Here is a 22,252-nt window from a genome sequence, read left to right as displayed (position 1 = left end):
TTACGCAAGAAGATGACCGGGCAGCCTAAGGCTGCCCGTTTTCATATTGATGTGTGTCATTACGCTCAGTGGGCCACTAAAGTCTTAAAGCGGTTTGCTTAACGACACTGTACATTCTGCCAACTAATCAGCGCCCTAGCTGATTTTTCATCTGTCGTCTTTCACTATCCCCTGACCACTGAGTGCCCAACATGATTACCTTTATCGTCTCGATACTGCTGTTAATCGTGGGTTATTTTACCTACGGTAAATTCGTTGAACGGGTCTTTGTCACTGATCGCAAGCGTCAAACGCCTGCCTATAGTATGCGTGACAACATCGACTACGTACCGATGAACACAACGCGTAACTCGCTTATCCAACTACTTAATATTGCCGGTGTCGGGCCCATTTTTGGCCCTATTCTTGGCGCACTTTACGGTCCGGTCGCCTTCGTCTGGATCGTGGTTGGGTGTATTTTCGCCGGTGCGGTGCATGATTATCTAACGGGCATGATCTCGATTCGCAACCACGGCGCTCACCTGCCTCAACTGGCGGGCAAGTTCCTGGGTAAAGTCATGAAGCACGTGGTTAACGGCTTTGCGATTTTACTACTGTTGCTGGTGGGTACCGTATTTGTCACCTCCCCCGCCGCGCTGCTGGACAATATGACGCCGATATCACTTACCCTGATTATTATGGCGATTTTTGTCTACTACCTGATTGCGACACTGCTACCGATTGATAAGGTGATCGGCCGCATCTACCCCTACTTTGGTGCGCTGTTACTGTTCAGCGCGGCGGGTATCGGCATTGGCATGATCGTGACGGGCGCGCCGATCCCTGAGCTTTCGTTCCAGAATATGCATCCGGAAGGCGCACCTATCTTCCCGTTACTGTTCTTAACCATATCCTGCGGTGCGCTGTCTGGTTTTCATGCCACCCAAACGCCCATTATTTCGCGCACCACTCAGAACGAAACCAGCGGGCGCAAAATCTTTTACGGCATGATGATCACCGAAGGCATTATCGCCATGATCTGGGCAGCAGCAGCCATGAGCCTGTTCCACGGTGACCAAAGCCTTTCTGACGTGTTGGCAGCGGGCGGTCCTGCGGCCGTGGTAAGCGAAGTATCCACCACCATGCTTGGCGCCGTCGGCGGCACGCTGGCGGTACTGGGCGTTATCGTTCTTCCGATCACCTCTGGCGACACCGCGTTTCGTAGCGCACGCATGATCATTGCCGACTACCTGAAAATTGATCAGCGCCCGATCGTTAAGCGTCTGCTAATCGCCGTACCTCTGTTTGTTGTGTCGTACGCACTCACCCACATGGACTTCACGCTACTGTGGCGTTACTTCTCTTGGGCAAACCAGACCACCGCCGTGATCGCGCTATGGGTCGCCACGATGTATCTGGTGCTATCGCGCAAACCGTACCTGATTACGTCAATTCCGGCGGTCTTCATGACCATGGCCACCTTTACCTATATCGCCTACGCGCCGATTGGTTTTGGCCTGCCACTGCAGGTGAGCTATGTGGTGGCGGCACTGGGTACGCTGGTGTGTATCGCCCTGTTTATGAAGCGTGTACGTCGTTTAAGCCGCGCGACCTTTACGGTCGATGAGCCTGCCACGAACTTTAGCGAAGACGTTCTCGCGACCTCCTCCAAATAAATCCATCCCCCGGGCAGCCTGCTGCCCGGTATGCATTAAGCGCTGCACCGTCAGCGCTTTTTTATGCCTATCCTTTTGTCATCTCTGCTACATTTTTCATCACTCCCACGCCTGCTCTTTCTATTACTCTCTTCCTCTGCTCCCGGATTTTATTACGGCATATTGTCGACCCCATAGAAAACGTTATATCATAACCATTAATAGCGATTTAATGGCCTGATTTGAGATGTTGGCAATGTGCAGCGACCCCGTTTTATCCGTGCGTAATCTGCGCATTCAAATTGACCAACAGCCGGTGGTTGATGGCCTCTCCTTTGACGTGATGGCCGATGAGCGCGTATGCCTATTGGGCGCATCGGGGTCGGGGAAATCATTTACCGCGAAAGCGGTGTTAGGGCTTTTACCGCCTAATGCTCAGGTACAAGGAAGCATTCGCCTTCTTGGCCAGGACGTTATTCACACCCCTGCTGCACAGCGGCGCAATGAAACCCGCGTATCCATGGTGTTTCAGGATTCGCTTTCGGCGCTCAACCCGCTGGTGACTATCGGCTCCCAGCTGCGCGAGCCCTTCACGCGCCACCACGGCTTATCGCGTAAAGCGGCCATGCAGGCCGTTATTGCGTTACTGGAAGCCATGGGGCTTCCTGACCCTCAGCGGTTGATTAAACGCACGCCTGCCGAGCTTTCCGGTGGTCAACGCCAGCGCGTGTGTATCGCGCTTGCCATGGCCTGTAAAACCTCGTTGCTCGTTGCTGATGAGCCTACGACCGCACTGGATGTCGTCACCCAGGCGCAGGTACTCCGCGCCCTGCGCGAACATACCGGCAAAACGGCCACGTCTCTGCTGTTTATCACTCACGACCTTCACGCCGCCGCTCAGCTGTGCCAACGCGCGGTGGTTATCGAGCGCGGCGTCATGATTGAAAGCGGTGAGCTGGATACGCTGATTACCGCCCCACAACACCGCTTTACTCAAGAGTTAGTGGCCGCGGCACACAGCGTACAGCCAGCCGAGTTCACGAGCGTGGCCGAATCTCTATCCGTTGATTACTTAAAGAGCGCCTGATGCAAAGCCCCCTACCGTTTAGTCTTCAGGAAGCACTCGTGGGTAGAGAAGCATTTATATCGGCACGCGGGCTTAATAAAAGCGTCACGCTACCACGTGAGGTGTTTTGGCGAGCAGGTGAGCGTAAGCACATCATCAACAATGTTGACCTTACGCTTTACCCCGGCGAACGCGTGGGGCTAGTGGGCTTGTCCGGCTCGGGTAAAACCACCTTGTTGCGCTCGCTGCTGGCGATTGAAGCGCCTGATAGTGGGTCAATTACCTGCCAACATAAAGTAGTGCGCCCCGCGTCCACGGCCCGCCTGCGCTGGTACCGCCAGGCGGTTCAGTATATTCCCCAGGACCCGGCTTCTTCGCTTGACCCGCGAATGAGCGTGCGCGCACTGGTTGCTGAGCCGCTGATTCGCCTTCAGGTGAAGTGCGACCCGATTGAGCGCGCCCAAGAAGCACTTGAGCACGTGGGGTTGGGCACTTCATTCCTGGACCGCAAACCCCATGAGCTTTCCGGCGGCCAGGCGCAGCGGGTAGCCATTGCCCGAGCCATCGCTACCCGCCCGCGTTTTTTACTGGCCGACGAGCCGCTTAGCGGGCTTGACCTGCCGGTACGCGCCCAGGTGATTAACGTGCTGAAGCGGCTTTGCGATGAGAACGGCACAGGCCTGCTGATGGTGTCCCACGATTTATCCGTGGTCGCCAACCTGTGCAAGCGCACCCTGGTAATGGACGACGGTAGGATCGTTGAAGACCGCCCTACCACTGAGCTTTGGCGCGCCCCCCGCCATCTCATCACGCTTGATTTGATCAAGGCCGTCTCTCAACTGCCTACCTGCGCTTACCCGCACTGTCGTCCGACGGACGTGGGGGCGCTTGTATAGCGGGCTTATAAACAACCTATCCGCGACTCATAACTCGTTTCGCCAACATGGCGTCCAAGCGTTTGCTTACGAACGTTTGGCGGCTGTTGTTAACGTCTACTTCTGTTCCTGACATGGAGACTCCCCAATGCTACGCCACAAGTTTCGCCTACCGTTACCCGCTGTCCTGGCCGCACCTTTTCTACTCGCTGGCTGCTTTGATAACCAGCGTGATGAAAACTCTGCCGCACCAGACGCCGACGAGCGAATTAGCGTCGCGATGCTTCAGCCGCCGCGTTCAGGGTTGAGTCCGTTATCCGACGACGCGTTTAAGCTATCGCGCTGGAGTAACGCTGAAACTCTGGTTCGTCTGGACACCAACAGTGACCCGCAGCCGTTTCTGGCGACCGAGTGGGAGCAGGTGGACGACCAAACGTGGCGCTTTGTGATTCGTGACGGTGTGGTTTTCCACGACGGTACCGAGCTGACCGCCAACGACGTCGTGAACTCCCTGACAGCCGCCACTCTAGCGGCCCCCAAGCCGCGTATTCTGGACGGCGTTAACATGACCATTGAAGCCGATGGCGACAATGCCGTGCTGGTACGTACCGAGAAAGCCGACCCGCTGATTGCCAACCGGCTTTCCAGCCCGCAGCTGGCGATTCTAGCCGCTAGCGCCTATGGCGACGATGGCCGGGTGAATCCCATCGAAGCAGGCACCGGCCCTTTTATTTTGAAAGAGATCAATGGCACCACCAGCGCCACGCTTGACCGGTTCGATGATTACTGGGGCGAGCCCGCCGCCATTGCCGGTATCGATGCGGATTATGTCTCCGACGGTACGGCTCGCGCCGCTGCCCTGAGAACCGGCACTGCCGATGTGGTAGAAGCCATTCCGGTATCGCAAGTGGCGCTGCTGGACCAGGCGCTGGTGCACGAAGTGCCCATGCCGCGCACCAACACGCTGTATCTGAACACACAGTCAGGCCCCATGGCGGACCCCGGCCTGCGAGCGGCCGCGCGTGAGGCGATTGATCGTGCCGCCATTGTGAAGACCGTTTACGAAGGTCGTGCCGATATTTCCGAAGGTCTGCTGGGTCCGGCACTGGCCTGGGCAAGCGACTACCGCACCTCAATAGATGACCGTGCCGCGCCTACCGCACCAGAGGGCGTCGAAATCACTCTGGCGACCTTTACCGATCGCGCTGAGTTGCCGGAAGTCGCCGTCCTGCTTGAGCAGCAGTTGACCCAGGCTGGCTTCAAGGTGACGCAGGAAGTACGCGAGTACGCCCATATTGAGTCCGACGCGTTAGCCGGTGAGTTTGATGCCTTTATCCTGTCGCGTGCCACTGTGCTGGATTCTGGCGACCCGGTGGCCTACATGTACAGCGACTTCGCCTGCGAAGGCTCTTTCAATATCGCCCAGCTTTGCGACCCGGCCGTTGATGAGGCGCTTGCCAACGCTTCACAGCAGCCCACCGGTGAAGCACGCCGCCAAGCGATTATCGACGCTGAAGCCGCTATTCTGCGCACCGATGCGGCGATCCCGATGCTCCACGAGCGGGTCATTCAGGGGGAATCGGCACGGGTTAGCAACGCCGAACGCGACCCGCGTGAGCGCATGCTGATCACCGAAAAAACCGCTATCGATACTGATAGCGAGTCCTGAAGGCGCGCCACGCATGATTAACGCAACATCACAGACCCTGTGGCGCCGCTTACGCATCGAGCCGTTTATTCCCCTGTTGTCACGCCTAGTGACGCTGGCAGGCGTTGTGGTTCTGGTGGGGCTACTGCCCTGGCTTTCAGGCCGCGACCCGGCGCTCAGCATCTTGCGGGCGCGTTCTGCCGAGCAGGAGGCAACACCAGAAGCACTGGCGGCCATTCGTGCTCAGTTGGGCCTTGAATCCGGGCCGCTGGAGATGCTGAAGCACTGGCTGCTGGGGCTTTTGCAGGGTGATGCAGGTAACTCATGGATTTCAGGCGCACCGGTGCTGCCCAGCCTGCTAAAAAGCGCACAGGTATCCTTGCTGCTAATGAGCTTTGCCATGCTGGTGGCGGTGGTTACCGCAACGCTTATTTGCCTGCCAGTGGTGCGGCAGGGTTTGCGTGGCCAGATTAGCCGCTCGCCTGGCACCGTGGGCGCGGCATTAACGGCCCTGCCGGAGTTTCTCCTCGCCTCACTACTGCTGGTGGTGTTTGCCGCCTGGCTTAACTGGCTGCCGCCCTATGGCTGGCGCGGCTTAAGCTACGCGGTGCTTCCCGCATTGGCGCTGGGGCTTCCCGCAGGCGGCCTGCTGGGCCGCTTGTTCAGCGATGGCCTCTCGGCCACCTTTACCGAGCGTTGGGTGGCCACCTGGAGTGTGGCGGGCTTCTCTCATCGCCGTATTACGCTCTCCGTTCTGCGCCGTACGCTGCCAAGCCTTATGCCCCAGGTGGGTATGGTCATGGTCGGCCTAACCGGCGGTGCGATAGCCGTCGAGCAGGTATTTTCGATTCCGGGCCTTGGCCGGGCAACGCTGGGAGCGGCATCAGCCCAAGACATGCCTGCACTGCAAACCGGCATTCTTATTCTGCTGGTGATTGCGATTGTGCTGGGCAGCCTTGCCAATATTGGCCGCGCGCTGCTGCTCGGCCGGACATTTCGGCTGGGCGCTCTGCCCGTGACCCACACCGAGCAAAGCGTATCGCGGCGAGCGTGGATCGTCCCGAGCGTCGCGGTTCTTCTGCTGTGTGTGCTAGTGATTGCAGGCATTACTCGAGATCCGTTTAGTTCGGCCTTTATGCGCCTGGAAACACCCAGCCTTGGCTTGCCGCTAGGCGCGGACGGCACTGGGCGCGATATTCTGGCCCGCGTGGCCCATGGCGCGCTCTCCACGATTGGCATGGCGGTTGCGGTAGTATTTTTCACGCTGATTCTGGGGCTCTTGATTGGCCTGGCACCCAAGCTTGCCACCGGCCCCATAGAGATTACCAAGGCAACGCCGCCCACCATTGCGGGTCTTATCGTGGCCGGTTTGATGGGACCCAGCACCAGCGGCGCCGTTATTGCGGTTACCGCGGTGGCCTGGGCACCCTTGGCGGCGCATACAGCAGCGCTGGTCGCCGAGGCAAAAGCCCAGCCTCACGTGCGCATAACGCCCCTTCTAGGAGTGGGGCAGCTGCGCTTGATGGGCCGCTATATTCTTCCTGCGGTGATTGGCCCGGTATTTCGCCACGCCATGCTGCGCTTGCCTGGGGTTGCGCTGGCGCTTGCGGCACTGGGCTTTTTGGGTCTGGGGCCACGGCCACCTTCGCCAGAGTGGGGGTTAGTGCTGGCAGAAGGTATGCCGTACATTGAGCGTGCGCCCTGGGCGGTGCTGATTCCTGCGCTGGCGCTGGTGCTGCTCTCGGTACTGGCGGTATCGCTTTCAAGTTTTGTGGGGGCAAGCAAGCCCGCCCGTTAGGCAATAGCACTCATGACAGGCAAAAAAATGCCCCCGACACTGTCGGGGGCATTTTTGTGAGCGGTCGTCAATAAGTGCTGGGCTAGCGCTTACTCGTGGTCGCCCGCCAGCTGCATTTGGCGCAGCATGTAGTTCTGAATACCGACCTGCTCAATCAACTTCAACTCGGTTTCGATATGGTCAATGTGCTCTTCTTCATCGGCGAGCAGATCACGCAGCAAATCACGTGAAACGTAGTCTTTAACGCTTTCACAATACGTGATGGCTTCGATGTAGTCGTTACGGCCGTCGTGCTCAATACGCAGATCGCTTTCGAGCATCTCTTTAACGTTTTCGCCAATGTGCAGCTTGCCCAAGTCCTGAAGGTTAGGAATACCTTCCAGGAACAGGATGCGCTCAATTAGCTTATCGGCGTGCTGCATCTCTTCAATGGACTCGTCATATTCCCATTTAGCGAGCGCTTTTAGGCCCCAATCCTTGTACATCTTGGCGTGCAAGAAGTACTGATTGATAGCGATAAGCTCGTTGCCTAACGCTTTGTTGAGATGCTGAATTACCTGGGGATCACCTTTCATGACGTCACCTTTTCGTTGTAATGCTGAGAGTTTCTAAGCAATCAAACAGTTACGTTAACAAAGGAGTATAGGCCACGCAAAGGCATACTCCCAGTTTTCTGAGAGTATAAAGAAGAGATCAAAAAATTCAAACAAATCAGTTATTTGCTAACGATAACTCTAACAAGAGTGATTCGCGTCATACGGCGTAAGCGAGACTCATATCGGCTTCCAAACGGGCATTTTGTACCGCTTCACGCGTTAGCGATTTAGCCATACAAGCGCACTTTCCACACTGGGTCGCACAGCCGGTGGCTTCACGTACTTCTCGCCAGCTGCGCGCTCCGTCGCTCACTTGCTGACGTATCTGATGATCGGTTACTCCCTTGCACACACAAACGTACATGGCGACACCTCATTAATCACATGAGGTGAATGTAAATGATTCGCATACATCTTTGCAAGTAAAAACAGATGCTCTTTAGCAGTGATTGCCCTTAGCATCTAGCTTTTATTATTCAATTCAGCTTGTTAGTTATTTAGTTGCGAAGAAACTAATGTTTTTTTGTCCTAGCGTTTTTGCACTACCACCGTACAGGTATGGGAGGCGATATCTGGCCAGCTGCGCCGCTGCTTATCGACAAGCACCCACCCATAGCCCGTGCCCAGCGCCGCCAGCGAGAGCCAAGCCGTGACACAGCGAACAAGGCCTTGCTTAAGGGTGATTTTTTGCCCGTTCGGTGCTTGCACGCGCAGGTGCCATGCCTGCATACCCAGCGTCATGCCGCTACGAGACCAGAAAAAGCAGAAGAAAAAAGTGACGGAGACCAGTAACAGCGCGCGCAGGCTCCAAACCGATAGCGCAGAAGCCCCCACGGCTTCAACGGGCTGCCCCAACACCAGTCGAAAAAAAGCCAGATGGACAATGGTTACAATCAGCCAAAGCGCCACCACCAACACGCTGTCGTAGAGCAGAGCGCCTAGGCGGCGACCTAAACCAGCGCCCATGACGTCAGCCATTACGGCGCAGGAAGTAAACCCCAACAGCAGCGCAGGCGAGTGTTGGCACCAGCACTGCCCATACGGGCGAAAACCCAAAGATCGTCGACGCAGGCGCAAGCAGATCCTGCATATATTTAAATGACAGCCCGGTCACGACGCCATAAAAGACGCGAGTCCCTGCCGCCACAGTACGCAGCGGGCCAAACACGAAGGACGCCGCTATCAATACCAGCGATCCCATGGTGAGGGGCATTAAGACTTTTTGCCAAAAGTACAACAGCGGTTGATCCGCCGTTAAGCCTTGCTCTTGCAGGTAGCGTGCATACGCCCATAGCTCGCTGGGTGCCTGACTATCGACCGAGCGCAGCAGACGCTCTAACTGCACCGGCGTAATCTGTGTTTCCCAAACAGCACTGGCCTGATAGTCGGATTCAGTGCGGTCATCATAGATACGTGTCGTGGTGATGTTTGCAAGCCGCCAGGCGCCCTCTTCCCAGTGCGCCCGGTCAGCGTGGGTGGCTTCCACCAGGCGGCGCCCATCAAACCGGTAGCGGGTTAAATCAAGTACGACCTCATCGGCCCGTATGGCACCAAATCGGTAAACGCTGTCGCCTTCAAACTGCCAGCCGCTACGGCTGGCGGGTTGAGCGCTTTCCCCCTGGCGCTGCTCAAGCCGCCACGCTTCGGCAAACTGCTCGGTGCGCGGGCTTACAAACTCAGCAACCAGTAGCACGGCCACAACCACCAGCAACACCGGTTTCATCACACCCCAGACGATGCGCGCCAGCGAACGACCTGAAGCACGCATCACGGTCAGCTCGTTGCTGGAAGCCATACTTCCCAAGCCAATGAGCGCGCCTATCAGTACCGCTACGGGCGCGTATTGATAAAATCGCCAAGGCACACGCATCAGCAGATAGAGAAACACATCAAGCGCGGTAAAATTCCCTTGTACATCGCTCAGGTCACCAATGTAGGCAATGGTGATATCCAGCCCCAGCAGGACGAACTGCACAACGATAATTGCCCCCAGCACGTTGCGAGCGATGTAACGATCCAGACGATCAGCCAGCATTAGCGCATCCCCTTACGTTGTGAGCGCCACAAAAGCAGCAAGCCGAGGCCTAAAAACAAGAGATGCACGGGCCAAACGCCAACCAATGGCGAGAGCTTTCCACTGCCAATCGCATCGACCGCTGCAAGCAGTAAGCTCAAATAAGCCACATACAAAAACACCGCCGGTAGTAGCTTGGCAAACCGGCCCTGGCGTGGGTTCACCCGAGAAAGCGGCTGGGCGATAAGCGCTAATACAAAGACCATGAACGGCAAACCGGTACGCCACTGAAACTGCGCCTGGGCACGTGGGTTAGGGTCATCCCAAAGCTCCGCGGTGGTAGCGTACTCAATAGAATCAAACTCCTGAAGGCCGCGACTTAACCCCAGGCGCATCGTATAGCGTTCAAACGTTAGCCGTTGAGCATCCTGCTGGCCCGGCACCACACCGTAACGCTCGCCATTTTCCAATATTAAAAAGCGGCTGCCCGTTTCAACGCGCGTTTCCTGATACCCCGAACCGGCCCGAGTAACAAAGCTATGTGGGTTCTCTGTATTAGGCCGTTCATGAACCAACACCTCTTGCATCTCGGTGCCGTCGCTGCTGAAATCGCTGATATAAGCGGTACGCCCACCACCGAAATCCTGGAATCGCCCGGGCGCCAGTACCGATACATCCAACCGGCTGCGCTGCTCTTCAAGCGTCGCTGCCGTTTGCAACGCCCCGGCGGGGGTTAGCCACAAGCTACAAAAGCCCACCAGCACCGCCACTACCGAGGCGGGCAGCAACGTTACTCGCAACAGCCGCAGAGGGCTCATGCCACAGGCCACCATTACGGTGATTTCGCTGTTCATATACATTTGGCCATAGGCCAGCAGGATGCCTAGAAAAAACGCAAGCGGAAGCACCAGTTCCATAAAGCCGGGTAGATGAAACATCATCAAGCTACCCAGAATGGTAACGGGGATATCTCCCTCCGCCGCGTCAGAGAAGTAACGAATAAAACGACTGCCCATAATGACCAGCAGTAAGATCCCTGCCACAGCCGACATGGTGAGTAACACTTCGCGAGTTAAGTACCGAAATAAAATCAATGCCCTCTCCGGCTAATCGTGCAGGATGCCATGCAATGCGCCCATGGCTTGGGTACACTAACCCAACACCCAGTACGGGGCATTATCCCGAATCCCTCGATGCTTGTCTTGTTGGAGACGTTATGGAATTTTCCGTTCAGACCGCCAATCCGGCCAAAACCGAAACGGCTTGTCTCGTCATCCCCATGTTTAAAGGTAGCGACTTGTTGCCCACGGCCGCCAGCCTGGACGACGCCAGTGAACGTTTAATCGGTCAGTTGCTTGAGCGCGGCGATTTCGATCCAGCTCTTGGCAACGTACAGATGATTCCTTTCGCGCCGGGGCTTTGCGCAGAACGGCTTTTGTTAGTAGGCCTCGGAGAGCGCGAAAAGTGCCAGGAAGGCGCCTTTTTAAAAGCGCTGGACGCAGCCATGGTGGCACTGACCAAGCTGCCCGTCGATGAAGCAAGCATCGCGTTTAATGATGTTCCTCTTGAAAGCCGCGACAGCAGTTGGAAAGCGCGTAAGGTGCTGGAGGCCGCAGAACGCGCGGTTTACCGCTTTGACCAGTTTAAGTCTCAGCCAGCACCTTTAGCACGCCTTAACGCACTCACGCTGTTTAGCGAGCCTGAAAACGCGACGCTAACCCAACAAGGCGCCCAGATTGGCGCAGCGATTGGCCAAGGCATCAACTACGCCCGCACGTTGGGCAATTTACCGGGCAATGTGTGCACGCCAAGCTACCTGGCCCAACAGGCCGAGCAGTTGGGCAAGACGTCCAACGGCGCGTTAGAGGTGGATATTCTCGACGAAGAGGCGCTGGATGCCCTCGGCGCTGGCTCACTACTGTCGGTTGGCCGAGGCAGCCACGAGCCTACGCGCTTGATTGTCATGAAGTACAACGGTGCGACGGAGAGTGAAGAAGCCCCCCACGTCCTGGTAGGCAAAGGGATCACGTTTGACACCGGCGGCATTTCGCTGAAACCCGGCGAAGGCATGGACGAAATGAAATTCGACATGTGCGGCGCCGCCAGCGTATTCGGCACCGTGAAGACCATGCTTGCGCTCAAGCCCAAGCTCAACCTGGTATTTATTGTCGCCGCCGCAGAAAACATGCCCGATGGCCTTGCCACCAAGCCTGGCGATATTATTAAAACGCTGAAAGGTCTAACGGTTGAAGTGCTTAATACTGATGCCGAGGGCCGCCTGGTACTGTGCGACGCACTGACCTACGCCGAGCGCTTTAAACCAGCAAGCGTTGTCGATATCGCCACGCTAACAGGCGCGGTAATTGTTGGCCTGGGCCACCACGCGACGGGCCTGCTCTCCAACGATGACGACCTGGCGCTCGATTTGCTGGAAGCCGGTGAAGCCTCCTGGGACCGCGCCTGGCATTTACCCTTGTGGGATGAGTACCAGGAGCAGTTGGAATCCAACTTTGCCGACCTGGCCAATATTGGCGGGCGCCCAGCAGGTACGATTACCGCCGCGTGCTTTTTATCGCGCTTTGCCGATCATTTCCCATGGGCGCACCTGGATATCGCCGGTACCGCTTGGCACTCGGGCAAACAGAAAGGCGCCACCGGCCGCCCGGTTGGCCTGCTTTCCCAGTACCTGCTAGACCGTGAAGCCGACGGCCAGGTAGAAATCAGCGCCAACTAATCGCACAGATCGTGCGCTCAATGGTTGCCTTTGAGTGCCACAACCGTTAAATCTGGAAGTATTAGCGTGTGCTCTATCGTTTATGGCACGCGCTACGCTAACGACACGCTTATATCGCCCTTCGGGGCCTGGCTCTAGCGGAGAAAACACGCCGTGCCCACTAGCTCTACGACTCGTTTTGAAATCCTGCCGTCCAATCAGCCAACGGCCGACAGCATTCGTGACAACATCCTGACCAACCCAGGTTTTGGCAAGCACTTCACCGACCACATGGTCAATATCCGCTGGACGGTCGATGCCGACTGGCACGGCCATCAGGTGCGCCCTTACGGCCCGCTGACGCTCGACCCGGCCGCATCGGTCCTGCATTACGGCCAGGAAATTTTTGAAGGCATCAAAGCCTACCGCCATGCCGATGGCTCGGTCTGGACCTTCCGCCCGGAGAAAAACGCCGAGCGTTTTCGCCGCAGCGCCCGCCGCCTGGCACTGCCGGAACTCTCCGATGAAGACTTCATTGGCTCCATCAAGGCGCTGCTGGCTCAGGACACGACCTGGGTGCCCACGCCGTCAAGCGATGCCGACGAATGCAGCCTTTACCTCCGCCCGTTCATGATCGCCTCGGAAGCTTTCCTGGGCGTGCGCCCGGCCCATGAAGTGGACTACTACGTGATCGCATCCCCGGCGGCGTCCTACTTCAAGGGCGGCATCAGCCCGGTTTCCATTTGGCTCTCCTCGCACTACAAACGGGCAGCCCCGGGCGGCACCGGCTTTGCCAAGTGCGGCGGTAACTACGCAGCCTCGTTGGCCGCGCAAAAAGAGGCCGAAGCTCACGGCTGTGGCCAAGTGGCCTTCCTTGACGCTGAGGAAAGCAAATGGGTTGAAGAGCTGGGCGGCATGAATCTGTTCTTTGTTTTCAAGGATGGACGCTTGGTGACGCCACGCTTAACCGACACCATTCTGGAAGGCGTTACCCGCAACTCGGTGCTCACGCTTGCGAAAGACGAAGGTTTAACCCCCGAAGAGCGCCCCATCAGCATTGACGAGTGGCGCGAAGGCGCGGCGTCCGGCGAGATTAGCGAAGTGTTCGCCTGCGGAACCGCGGCGGTCATCACTCCGGTGGGCGAGCTGGTGACGGAAAATGAGCGTATTCGCCTGAACGGCGACGGTGGCAACGAAGTGGCCATGCGCATTCGTAAAAAGCTGCTCGACGTGCAGTACGGGCGCAGTGAAGACAAGCACGGCTGGCTCACCCGGTTGGTGTAATGCCTCCCTCCGCCGCCAGCCCTGGCGGCGGCACTGTTTTAAACGTGTTTTGAAAGAGCTGGAGCCGCTATGGCGCGCATCGATTTTTATATCCTCCCGGATACCACCCTGGAAGCGCGTTTGGCATTCGCCTGTAAGCTGGCCGAAACCATTTGGCGTAAGGGGTACCGGCTACACCTTCACTGCGAAGACAAGGCCTTGGCCGAGCAGGCTGACGCGGCCCTGTGGAGTTTTCGCGAAGACGCCTACCTGCCCCACGCGCTTGAAGACAGTGAAATGGCGGCCAGCGTACCGATAACGCTGGGCTGGCAAACCCTGCCTACGCCCAAAGCAGAAACCGCGCTTCTCAATCTGCACCCCGATATTCCTGATGGCGTTGAGCGCTATGCGCGCGTTGCCGAAATTATCAACCAGCATCAACACGTTCTGGTCGCCAAACGCGCCTGCTGGCAGCGCTATAAAGAGCTTGGGCATGAAGTGGTGCCGCATAAGCTTGGGTAATGCCAGAGCAATCAGCGAAAGCGCCCAATCAACCCCCGAAGAACATAATTCAGGTCTTGTTGATCGAAAGGATCAAACGATATGAGCCAGCCCTCAACTCAGGATTCAATACTCCTGCCTGAGCTTCGCCAATTAATCGACATAGCAAGAGAGCGGGCAGCAATATCCGTCAATGCTGAATTAACGCTTCTCTATTGGCAATTAGGCAACCGCATTCATCGGGAAATTCTGAGGCAAGAGCGGGCCGGTTATGGTGAGCAAATTGTCTCTTCACTGGGGAGACAATTAACGAGTGAGTACGGCCGTGGATTTTCGGCAAAGAATCTACGCCATATGATCCGCTTCGCCGAGACATTTCCTGAAGAGAAGAAAGTCTCCGCACTGCGGAGACAGTTAAGCTGGACCCATATAAAAAGCCTGATTTATCTCGACGATTCGCTCAAGCGCGATTTTTATATCGAGCTATCTCAGCTTGAAGGCTGGTCGTCCCGTCAGTTACAGCAGCGCATCCAATCAATGTTATTTGAGCGAACCGCTATTTCCCGCAAGCCGGATGAAACCATTCATCATGAGTTACAAAACCTGCGCAACGCTGGCCAACCCTCACCACAGCTACTGTTGAAAGATCCTTATGTGCTGGATTTTCTCGGCTTAAATGATCGTTACCTGGAGCGAGATCTGGAAGACGCTATTCTTCGCGAGATTGAGCAGTTTCTTCTGGAGCTGGGCGCAGGATTTACGTTTGTGGCGCGCCAAAAGCGCATTCAGATTGATGACGAGGATTTCTACATTGATTTGCTGTTTTACAACCGCAAGCTTAAGCGGTTGGTAGCGATCGACCTTAAACTGGGGCGCTTCAAGGCTGAATTTAAAGGCCAGATGGAGCTTTATCTGCGCTGGCTGGCTAAACATGAGCAAGAAGCTGATGAAAATCCGCCGCTAGGAATCATTCTCTGTGCCGGTAAGCAACAGGAACAGATTGAACTGCTGGAGCTTGATAACAGCGGTATTCACGTGGCGGAATACCTGACCGTCCTACCATCCCGCGAGGCCTTGCAGGCCAAACTGCATCAATCTATTGAAAGCGCTCGGGCTCGCTTATCGAGCGAACAGGAGTAGTTCTTTTTGGATACTCAGTTTTAACAACAATAACTCAACACACGAGAGTACTAATGCAGACCTCCTCCAGGCTAACCCGCTATCCATTGGCAGTTATCGTCCTCGCTCAGCTGTTTGGCACCTCGCTGTGGTTTAGCGTTAATGGTGTTGGCCTAGCATTGCAGGAGGCGGTGGGTCTTAGTGAAGGTGATCTCGGTTTACTGACCATCGCGGTGCAGGCCGGGTTTATCACCGGTACGCTACTAATCGCCATTACCGGCCTTGCCGACCGCATGCGGGCAAGCCATCTGTTTGCGCTGTCAGCGGTGCTCGGTGCGCTTATCAACGCGGCATTTATTGGCGTTGCCGACAGCATAACGCTGGCGGCAGTGGCACGCTTTGCCACCGGCCTATGCTTGGCAGGCATCTACCCGTTGGGCATGAAGCTGGTGGTGAGTTGGACACCTTCGCATGCGGGCGCGGCCTTGGGTTGGCTTGTCGGCATGTTAACGCTAGGCATCGCCTCGCCCCATTTACTGCGCGGATTAACGTTGCACCTGCCCTGGCAATGGCCACTGCTATTGGCATCGCTGTTGGCGCTGGTCGCGGCATGGATGGTTTTCCGGCTAGGTGTTGGCCCCCACCTACCCGCCAAAGCCGGAAGCGGGCGCCCCTGGGCCGGGCTTGGTGCGTTCAAGCAGCGCCCGTTTCGCAAGGCCGCACTGGGCTACTTCGGCCACTGTTGGGAGCTTTATGCATTCTGGGCGCTGGTGCCCTTTTTGGTTAGCCGCGAGCTTGAGCGGCTCAATGCGTCAGCAAGCCTGCAGCCGTGGCTAAGCTTTGCCGTTATTGCCCTTGGCCTGCCTGGTTGCGTGTGGGCAGGCCGGTGGAGCCGGAAAGCGGGTAGCGCCCACGTTGCTTTTGTGGCGCTATTAACATCGGGCGTACTTTGCCTGGTTTACCCGCTATTGGGCAGCCTTTCACCCTGGTTACTGCTGGCGCTGCTGGGCGTTTGGGGCGTTAGCGTGATTGCCGATTCAGCGCAGTTTTCAGCGCTGGCATCAGCCCACGCGCCAGCCGAACGGCTGGGCGCGGCCCTGGCCATGATGAACGCTATCGGCTTTGGTTTGACCATCCCCTCCATTGCCTTGGTAACCGCCCTTTGGGCAAGCCAGAGCGTGGCGGTTATCTGGTGGTTGTTGCCAGGCCCTGTGTTAGGTTTAATCGCGATGCGTGGGTTACATCTCCCCTCGGCAAAGGCCTGACGCTCTGCCTCTTATCGCGCTATACTTGTCACCATTTTTTTGCACGTTGTGAGCCGACTCCCCATGGAAAAGACCTACCAACCCGAACAGATTGAAACCCGCTGGTATCAGCGCTGGGAAGCCGATAACCGCTTTGCCCCTTCGGGTAAGGGCGCGCCTTTCTCCATCATGATTCCGCCGCCCAACGTCACCGGCAGCCTGCACATGGGCCACGCGTTCCAGGACACCATCATGGACACCCTGACGCGCTGGAAGCGAATGCAGGGTAACAATACGCTGTGGCAGGTAGGTACCGACCACGCCGGTATCGCCACGCAAATGCTGGTTGAACGCAAGATCGCGGCAGAAGAGGGCAAAACGCGCCACGACCTGGGCCGCGATGCGTTTATTGATAAAGTTTGGGAGTGGAAGGAAGAGTCTGGCGGGCACATTACCCGCCAGCTGCGCCGCATGGGCGCCAGCGTTGATTGGAGTCGCGAGCGCTTCACCATGGATGACGGCTTCTATAAAGCCGTTCAGGAAGTCTTCGTGCGCCTGCATGAAGAGAAACTGGTTTATCGTGGCAAGCGGCTGGTCAACTGGGACCCGACGCTGCACACGGCGATTTCCGACCTGGAAGTGGAGAACAAGGAGCAGCAAGGCAGCTTCTGGCACTTCCGTTATCCGCTGGCCGACGGCGTTAAAACCGCCGATGGCAAGGATTATGTCGTGGTGGCCACTACTCGCCCCGAAACTCTGCTGGGCGATACCGGCGTTGCGGTTAATCCAGAAGATGCGCGATACGCCTCGCTGGTGGGCAAATTTATTGAGCTACCGCTGGTGGGCCGCCGCATCCCTGTAGTGACCGACGAACACGCCGATATGGAGAAAGGTTCGGGTTGTGTGAAAATCACCCCGGCCCACGACTTCAATGACTATGAAGTCGGCAAGCGCCAAAACCACCTGCTGATCAACGTCTTTTCCAAAGACGCCACGATTCTTGAGCAGGCGGAAATCTTCAACCTTAAAGGCCAGCCCCAGCCGGAAGAAGACGCTAGCCTGCCCGCCAAGTACGCAGGCCTTGACCGCTTTGAAGCACGTAAGCAAATTGTTGCCGATATGGACGCACTTGGCCTACTGGAGCAAGTGGAAGCCGTCAACAACACCCTGCCCTATGGCGACCGCTCGGGTGATGTGATTGAGCCGCTGCTGACTGACCAGTGGTTCGTGGCAGTCGAAGACCTTGCCAAGCCCGCTATCGAGGCGGTGGAAAAAGGCGACATCCAGTTCGTGCCCAAGAACTACGAAAACATGTATTTTGCATGGATGCGCGACCTGCAGGATTGGTGTATTTCCCGCCAGCTATGGTGGGGCCACCGTATTCCGGCATGGTATGACGCCGAAGGTAACGTCTACGTTGCCCGCACCGAGGCCGAAGCCCGAGAGAAGCACGGCCTGAGCGCTGATATAGCGCTGACTCAGGACGAAGACGTGCTGGACACCTGGTTCAGCTCAGGCTTATGGACCTTTGGCACACTTGGCTGGCCAGAAAAAACCCCGGAACTTGAAACCTTCCACCCCACCAGCGTGTTGGTGACAGGCTTTGACATCATCTTCTTCTGGGTAGCCCGGATGATTATGATGACCCTAAAGTTCACCGGCCAGGTGCCCTTCAAAACCGTGTATGTCCACGGTCTAGTACGTGATGGGCAGGGCCAGAAGATGTCCAAATCCAAGGGCAACGTACTCGATCCAATTGATCTTATCGACGGCATTACGCTGGATGCACTGCTTGAAAAGCGCACCGGCAATATGATGCAGCCGCAAAAAGCCAAGGCGATTGCCAAAGCGACCAAAGACGAATTTAAAGACGGCATTGAAGCCCATGGCACCGATGCGCTGCGCTTTACGTTCCTCTCCCAGGCCACCACTGGGCGCGATATTAAATTTGATATGAACCGCTTGGAAGGGTACCGCAACTTCTGCAACAAGCTGTGGAACGCCTCGCGCTACGTGCTCATGAATGCCGAAGGCGAAGATTGCGGCATCGCTTCTCAAGGTCAGGGCAGCGAGGTGGAACTGTCGCTGGCCGACCGCTGGATCATTTCCGAGCTGCAGAAGACCGAAGCCCAGGTGACCAAGGCGATGGACGAATACCGCTTTGACCACGCCTCGCAAGCGCTCTACGAATTTGTCTGGAATGAGTATTGCGACTGGTATCTCGAGCTTTCCAAACCAGTGCTGTGGGACGAAAATGCCTCCGCTGAAGCCAAGCGCGGCACACGGCGTACGCTGGTGCGCGTGCTAGAAACCATTCTACGCCTGGCGCATCCGATGATGCCGTATATTACGGAAGAGATTTGGCAGCGCGTCTCCCCCTTGGCGGGCACGTTTATGGGTGAAGGCGCTTCGTTGATGCTTCAGGCATGGCCGGAAGCCGATGAGAACAAGATCGACGAGCAGGCCACCCGCGATATCGAGTGGCTGAAAGGCGTCATTATCGCTGTGCGCAACATTCGCGCCGAGATGAATATTGCCCCCGGCAAGCCGCTGGACGTGCTGTTAACCAAAGGCAAGCCGGAAGACGCCAAGCGCCTGGAAAGTAACCGCCATTTCCTGGCCAAGCTGGCCAAACTGGAAAGCTCGAGCTGGCTTGAAAACCCCAACGATGCCCCGCTTTCAGCAACGCAATTAGTGGGCGATATGGAAGTTCTGGTGCCGATGGCCGATCTAATCGACAAAGACACCGAGCTTGCTCGATTGAATAAAGAGATCGAAAAGCAGGACAAGCTAATGGTTGGCATTGAGAAAAAACTGGGCAACCCCGGATTTATGTCTAAAGCCCCCGATGCCGTCGTCGAAAAAGAGCGCGGCAAGCTTGCCGAGTTCCAGTCGGCTAAAAAACTGCTGCAAGAACAGAAAACCAAGATTGAAGCGCTGTAAACCGCGGACGTAACTCGTTCAGCCTAAAATGCTCGGCTCTATTAAGAGCCGGGCGTTTTTTATAGTTTATCTATAACTCTACGTATACGCCGAAGCTATGGCAGGCTTCGTCAATCACGCTTCCCACGCGCTGTTGCGATGATGCTAGCTTCCCTCTCGCCAGCCGCCAAGCACTCGGCTATCCGGGCCGAACAAGACCAACCGGTCATGGTCAATGAGATAACGATAGGCGCTTTCCAGCATGTTCGTTACCTGCGCGGCGTTTTCCATATCGGGGCACGCCATACGCGTGCTCGCCAGCTCTTTTACATCGAAGCGGTGCCCTTCGCCCAAGCTTATCTGCCCCGTAAAGCGGTTACAGCCGTCATAACCGGCAATCGTTCCATCGCGAGAGATTTCAAAAAACGGCGTTTCGTTAAACGCTAATTTCTCGTCTGTTCCGATCAACAGAAGATCCCAGCGTTGATCCACTATCGCTCCTGAAAGCTCCGCACTGCTCGGCGCTTCATGACTCTCTTGAGGCGCGGGCGAACTGCTGCACGCGCTCAAAAGAAAAGCCGCCGATACACACAAGGGCAGCAAGCAATGACGCAGCGTTAACGTCTTCATGGACATAATTATCACCTTATAGGTTTTACCAGTTGCCGCTGTTTTCCATGGAAGCCCATGGCTCTTGAGGTGCTAGCGTGTCGCCCTTTTGCAGTAGCTCGATGGAGATACCGTCAGGCGATTTAACAAATGCCATGTGTCCATCCCGTGGAGGACGGTTAATAGTAACACCGGCGTCCTGGAGCTTTTGACAAAGCGCGTAAATATCGTCTACCCGATAGGCCAGGTGACCAAAATTACGCCCGCCAGTGTAAGTTTCAGGGTCCCAGTTATACGTCAATTCTAGTTCGGGAGCGGAGAGCTGCGCTGAGCGCTCTTCGTCTTCGGGGGCGGCAAGAAAGATCAGCGTAAAGCGGCCTTTTTCATTCTCTTTACGGCGTACTTCTTTAAGGCCCAGCAGGTCACAGTAAAAGTGAAGCGATGCATCCAGGTCGCTGATACGTACCATCGTATGTAAAAACTGCATGTTATTTCCTTTTCATTAAGGCCGGTGAATGGATTTTAACGCGGATACCCATTATATGGATGGAAACAGAATAGGTCTTAACCAGCAAATCTTGTGCATATCAGATAGCGTATGCCTAAATGCTCGTCAAAGCTCATTATTCAGCCCGACCTGCACCACTATCGGTTTAAATGACGGCCTGCTTTAACTAACCATTAGACAGATTTATTATACAAGGTCGAATTCAAAGAAAAATCTGTATAGTGCTATTTGAGGGCTATCTCAAAGGAGACGTTAGTGGACTCAATCACACAGGCGGCGTTGGGCGCTGCGATTGGCGGTGCGGTGCTGGGTCGGCGCTTGGGCCGTAAAGCCATTCTCATAGGGGCACTATTGGGCACGCTGCCCGACCTCGACGTAGCGCTGGACTATGGCGATGCGATCGCTAATGTGACCGAGCACCGCGGGTTTAGCCACTCGTTATTTGTACTGACCGGACTCGCGACGTTATTAGCCCTGCTTAGCAACCGTTTTGCCCCTGCACGAGATATTTCCTTTATCCACTGGTGGTGTTTTTTTACACTCACGCTAATCACGCATCCACTGCTTGATGCTCTGACCACCTATGGCACGCAGCTCTTCTGGCCGCTAGAAACATCACCGGTCGCCTGGCCGATTGTATTTATCATTGACCCGCTCTACACCCTGCCTCTTCTAATTGGTTTAATCGTAGGCATCACGTCAAAACAGGTACAAAAGTACGCTACGGCCGCGCTGGCTGTCTCAAGTGTTTACTTATTGCTAGCAGCCGGAGCGAAGCTGAACATTGAGCACCGGCTGGCAACGGTTCTTGCCGAGATGGGGCTAGAGGAGGCGCCTTTACTGGTTCAACCAACCCCTTTTAACACGGTGCTATGGCGAGCTACCGTGGTCAATGAAGATCGCTATTATGAAGGTCTGATTAGCGTATTTGATGGCAAGCGTCAGCCACGTTTGGAACCGCTATACCGCAATATAGCGCTTGAAGAGAGTGCGTTGGCGGGCCCGCTTGGCCAGCGGCTAATGTGGTTTACTGGCCCTTTTTTGCGCTATGACACCATCAATATTGAGGGACATGAAACATTAATTGCTACCGATCTTCGGCTGGGCTATCCCGGCTTTCACCCGTTCAGCTTCACCCTCGCAGCGCTGCAGGATGACACATGGATACCCGTGGATGTAAGCGAGCAGATCGAGACCGCACGTGGGTTGCAGCTAAATATGCTGTCGCGTCTCGCAGCAAGGGCCGCTGGAGATGCCATGGCACTTTGTGCAAGCGACTTTATCTCGCCTGATTGGCGCGCTGACCCGCTTCAATATCACTGCTAAGCGGTGGCCACCGCACCGCTAGCAGTGATGGCTGATAGGCGCTGAAATAAAAGCTTAGGGGGCGATTCCCTGCCCACAACCACTGAACTGCTCACCGCCGTAGCTGAGCGTTACCCGCGCAGGAAAGGGAAAACCGCTCATATTGTCAAAGCAAGCGCCCGCTTCAATACGCACCCGAAAGAAAGGCTCAACGCGGGCGTTTTCAAGCACCACCCGGCCCGCTTCGTTGTCCATCACGCTCACCATATAGGGTAGCTCAATACGCTCCTCGCCGTAGTTAAGCTCCAGGGTTAACGTGGGGGAATCGTGTGCGAGCGCGACCACCCAGCCTGGCTCATTGCCATGTCCAAAAAACATAACGCCTGGCCGCTCTGCACGAGTAAGGACTTTACGCTCTTCGCCAAGGGTGCACTGCA

19 protein-coding genes and 1 pseudogene are annotated in these 22,252 nt (G+C 56.1%); 12 read left to right on the top strand and 8 right to left on the bottom strand.

Annotated elements, in window-relative coordinates:
- The first annotated feature begins 191 nt into the window (after positions 1–191).
- The 5 genes from FKN99_RS14665 to FKN99_RS14645 all read left to right on the top strand — a co-directional run bounded on the left by FKN99_RS14665 (position 192) and on the right by FKN99_RS14645 (position 7,021).
- Positions 192–1,655 carry a carbon starvation CstA family protein gene (locus FKN99_RS14665; RefSeq protein WP_172118575.1) on the top strand — a complete coding sequence of 488 codons (1,464 nt, stop codon included), beginning with the start codon at positions 192–194 and terminating at the stop codon, positions 1,653–1,655.
- A gap of 226 nt (positions 1,656–1,881) precedes the next feature.
- Positions 1,882–2,721: an ATP-binding cassette domain-containing protein gene (locus FKN99_RS14660; RefSeq protein WP_253927056.1), complete on the top strand. Its 840-nt coding sequence runs from the start codon at positions 1,882–1,884 to the stop codon at positions 2,719–2,721.
- Positions 2,721–3,596, top strand: a complete 876-nt coding sequence (locus tag FKN99_RS14655; RefSeq protein ID WP_172118574.1) for an ABC transporter ATP-binding protein — start codon at positions 2,721–2,723, stop codon at positions 3,594–3,596. Before FKN99_RS14660 ends, FKN99_RS14655 begins: the two co-directional genes overlap by 1 nt.
- A 127-nt stretch (positions 3,597–3,723) precedes the next feature.
- On the top strand, positions 3,724–5,244 hold the full coding sequence (locus FKN99_RS14650) for an ABC transporter substrate-binding protein (RefSeq protein WP_172118573.1): 1,521 nt from the start codon (positions 3,724–3,726) through the stop codon (positions 5,242–5,244).
- 13 nt (positions 5,245–5,257) lie between these two features.
- Positions 5,258–7,021: an ABC transporter permease subunit gene (locus tag FKN99_RS14645; RefSeq protein ID WP_172118572.1), complete on the top strand. Its 1,764-nt coding sequence runs from the start codon at positions 5,258–5,260 to the stop codon at positions 7,019–7,021.
- 89 nt (positions 7,022–7,110) lie between these two features.
- Here FKN99_RS14645 and bfr read toward each other — a convergent pair whose 3' ends face one another.
- From bfr to lptF, 5 genes are all read right to left on the bottom strand, one after another.
- Positions 7,111–7,596, bottom strand: a complete 486-nt coding sequence (gene bfr / locus FKN99_RS14640) for a bacterioferritin (protein ID WP_172118571.1) — start codon at positions 7,594–7,596, stop codon at positions 7,111–7,113.
- 178 nt (positions 7,597–7,774) lie between these two features.
- Entirely contained in the window at positions 7,775–7,981 is a 207-nt protein-coding gene (locus FKN99_RS14635) for a bacterioferritin-associated ferredoxin (protein WP_087109929.1), read from the bottom strand.
- A 164-nt stretch (positions 7,982–8,145) separates the two neighbouring features.
- The gene (locus tag FKN99_RS14630) at positions 8,146–8,595 is read right to left on the bottom strand and encodes an RDD family protein (RefSeq protein WP_172118570.1); all 450 of its coding nucleotides are present in this window, start codon (positions 8,593–8,595) and stop codon (positions 8,146–8,148) included.
- Positions 8,588–9,652 carry an LPS export ABC transporter permease LptG gene (gene lptG, locus FKN99_RS14625; RefSeq protein ID WP_087109933.1) on the bottom strand — a complete coding sequence of 355 codons (1,065 nt, stop codon included), beginning with the start codon at positions 9,650–9,652 and terminating at the stop codon, positions 8,588–8,590. The genes FKN99_RS14630 and lptG overlap by 8 nt, the downstream gene beginning before the upstream one ends.
- On the bottom strand, positions 9,652–10,725 hold the full coding sequence (gene lptF / locus FKN99_RS14620) for an LPS export ABC transporter permease LptF (RefSeq protein WP_172118569.1): 1,074 nt from the start codon (positions 10,723–10,725) through the stop codon (positions 9,652–9,654). The genes lptG and lptF overlap by 1 nt, the downstream gene beginning before the upstream one ends.
- Before the next feature lie 122 nt (positions 10,726–10,847).
- Between lptF and FKN99_RS14615 the strand changes: the two genes are divergently transcribed.
- The 6 genes from FKN99_RS14615 to FKN99_RS14590 all read left to right on the top strand — a co-directional run bounded on the left by FKN99_RS14615 (position 10,848) and on the right by FKN99_RS14590 (position 19,414).
- Positions 10,848–12,365: a leucyl aminopeptidase gene (locus FKN99_RS14615; protein ID WP_172118568.1), complete on the top strand. Its 1,518-nt coding sequence runs from the start codon at positions 10,848–10,850 to the stop codon at positions 12,363–12,365.
- Between the two features lie 153 nt (positions 12,366–12,518).
- Positions 12,519–13,628 carry a branched-chain amino acid aminotransferase gene (locus FKN99_RS14610; protein WP_172118567.1) on the top strand — a complete coding sequence of 370 codons (1,110 nt, stop codon included), beginning with the start codon at positions 12,519–12,521 and terminating at the stop codon, positions 13,626–13,628.
- 69 nt (positions 13,629–13,697) lie between these two features.
- Positions 13,698–14,129, top strand: coding sequence for a DNA polymerase III subunit chi (locus FKN99_RS14605; RefSeq protein ID WP_172118566.1), 432 nt, complete (start codon positions 13,698–13,700; stop codon positions 14,127–14,129).
- An 81-nt stretch (positions 14,130–14,210) separates the two neighbouring features.
- Positions 14,211–15,248 (top strand): PDDEXK nuclease domain-containing protein, encoded by a 1,038-nt coding sequence (locus FKN99_RS14600; protein ID WP_172118565.1) that lies wholly within the window; start codon positions 14,211–14,213, stop codon positions 15,246–15,248.
- Positions 15,249–15,301: 53 nt separating this feature from the next.
- Entirely contained in the window at positions 15,302–16,492 is a 1,191-nt protein-coding gene (locus FKN99_RS14595) for an MFS transporter (RefSeq protein WP_172118564.1), read from the top strand.
- Between the two features lie 63 nt (positions 16,493–16,555).
- On the top strand, positions 16,556–19,414 hold the full coding sequence (locus FKN99_RS14590; protein WP_172118563.1) for a valine--tRNA ligase: 2,859 nt from the start codon (positions 16,556–16,558) through the stop codon (positions 19,412–19,414).
- Between the two features lie 144 nt (positions 19,415–19,558).
- Here FKN99_RS14590 and FKN99_RS14585 read toward each other — a convergent pair whose 3' ends face one another.
- Complete coding sequence (locus FKN99_RS14585) at positions 19,559–20,029, bottom strand: META domain-containing protein (protein WP_172118562.1); 471 nt, start codon at positions 20,027–20,029, stop codon at positions 19,559–19,561.
- A 19-nt stretch (positions 20,030–20,048) separates the two neighbouring features.
- A complete protein-coding gene (gloA, locus tag FKN99_RS14580; protein WP_087109952.1) occupies positions 20,049–20,489 on the bottom strand; it encodes a lactoylglutathione lyase in 441 nt (146 codons plus the stop codon).
- Positions 20,490–20,765: 276 nt separating this feature from the next.
- Here gloA and FKN99_RS14575 point away from each other — a divergent pair, with 276 nt between their 5' ends.
- Positions 20,766–21,836 (top strand): metal-dependent hydrolase, encoded by a 1,071-nt coding sequence (locus FKN99_RS14575; RefSeq protein WP_172118561.1) that lies wholly within the window; start codon positions 20,766–20,768, stop codon positions 21,834–21,836.
- A 54-nt stretch (positions 21,837–21,890) separates the two neighbouring features.
- On the opposite strand, the pseudogene FKN99_RS14570 reads toward FKN99_RS14575, so the two are convergent.
- Positions 21,891–22,252, bottom strand: a pseudogene (locus FKN99_RS14570) (C-type lysozyme, inhibitor); the annotation flags it as partial.

The organism is Halomonas hibernica (assembly GCF_013183775.1).
In the GTDB taxonomy this organism is placed as follows: Bacteria; Pseudomonadota; Gammaproteobacteria; order Pseudomonadales; family Halomonadaceae; genus Vreelandella; species Vreelandella citrativorans.
This window is presented reverse-complemented; position numbering and strand designations above follow the sequence as displayed.

Excerpts from the sequence above, each read along its gene's own strand:
- bfr (WP_172118571.1), bottom strand. The coding sequence starts at position 7,596 with ATGAAAGGTGATCCCCAGGTAATTCAGCATCTCAACAAAGCGTTAGGC.
- FKN99_RS14605 (WP_172118566.1), top strand. The coding sequence starts at position 13,698 with ATGGCGCGCATCGATTTTTATATCCTCCCGGATACCACCCTGGAAGCG.
- FKN99_RS14635 (WP_087109929.1), bottom strand. The coding sequence starts at position 7,981 with ATGTACGTTTGTGTGTGCAAGGGAGTAACCGATCATCAGATACGTCAG.
- FKN99_RS14645 (WP_172118572.1), top strand. The coding sequence starts at position 5,258 with ATGATTAACGCAACATCACAGACCCTGTGGCGCCGCTTACGCATCGAG.
- gloA (WP_087109952.1), bottom strand. The coding sequence starts at position 20,489 with ATGCAGTTTTTACATACGATGGTACGTATCAGCGACCTGGATGCATCG.
- FKN99_RS14590 (WP_172118563.1), top strand. The coding sequence starts at position 16,556 with ATGGAAAAGACCTACCAACCCGAACAGATTGAAACCCGCTGGTATCAG.
- FKN99_RS14660 (WP_253927056.1), top strand. The coding sequence starts at position 1,882 with ATGTTGGCAATGTGCAGCGACCCCGTTTTATCCGTGCGTAATCTGCGC.
- FKN99_RS14650 (WP_172118573.1), top strand. The coding sequence starts at position 3,724 with ATGCTACGCCACAAGTTTCGCCTACCGTTACCCGCTGTCCTGGCCGCA.
- FKN99_RS14615 (WP_172118568.1), top strand. The coding sequence starts at position 10,848 with ATGGAATTTTCCGTTCAGACCGCCAATCCGGCCAAAACCGAAACGGCT.
- FKN99_RS14655 (WP_172118574.1), top strand. The coding sequence starts at position 2,721 with ATGCAAAGCCCCCTACCGTTTAGTCTTCAGGAAGCACTCGTGGGTAGA.
- FKN99_RS14595 (WP_172118564.1), top strand. The coding sequence starts at position 15,302 with ATGCAGACCTCCTCCAGGCTAACCCGCTATCCATTGGCAGTTATCGTC.
- FKN99_RS14585 (WP_172118562.1), bottom strand. The coding sequence starts at position 20,029 with ATGTCCATGAAGACGTTAACGCTGCGTCATTGCTTGCTGCCCTTGTGT.
- FKN99_RS14630 (WP_172118570.1), bottom strand. The coding sequence starts at position 8,595 with ATGGCTGACGTCATGGGCGCTGGTTTAGGTCGCCGCCTAGGCGCTCTG.
- FKN99_RS14600 (WP_172118565.1), top strand. The coding sequence starts at position 14,211 with ATGAGCCAGCCCTCAACTCAGGATTCAATACTCCTGCCTGAGCTTCGC.
- lptG (WP_087109933.1), bottom strand. The coding sequence starts at position 9,652 with ATGCTGGCTGATCGTCTGGATCGTTACATCGCTCGCAACGTGCTGGGG.
- FKN99_RS14665 (WP_172118575.1), top strand. The coding sequence starts at position 192 with ATGATTACCTTTATCGTCTCGATACTGCTGTTAATCGTGGGTTATTTT.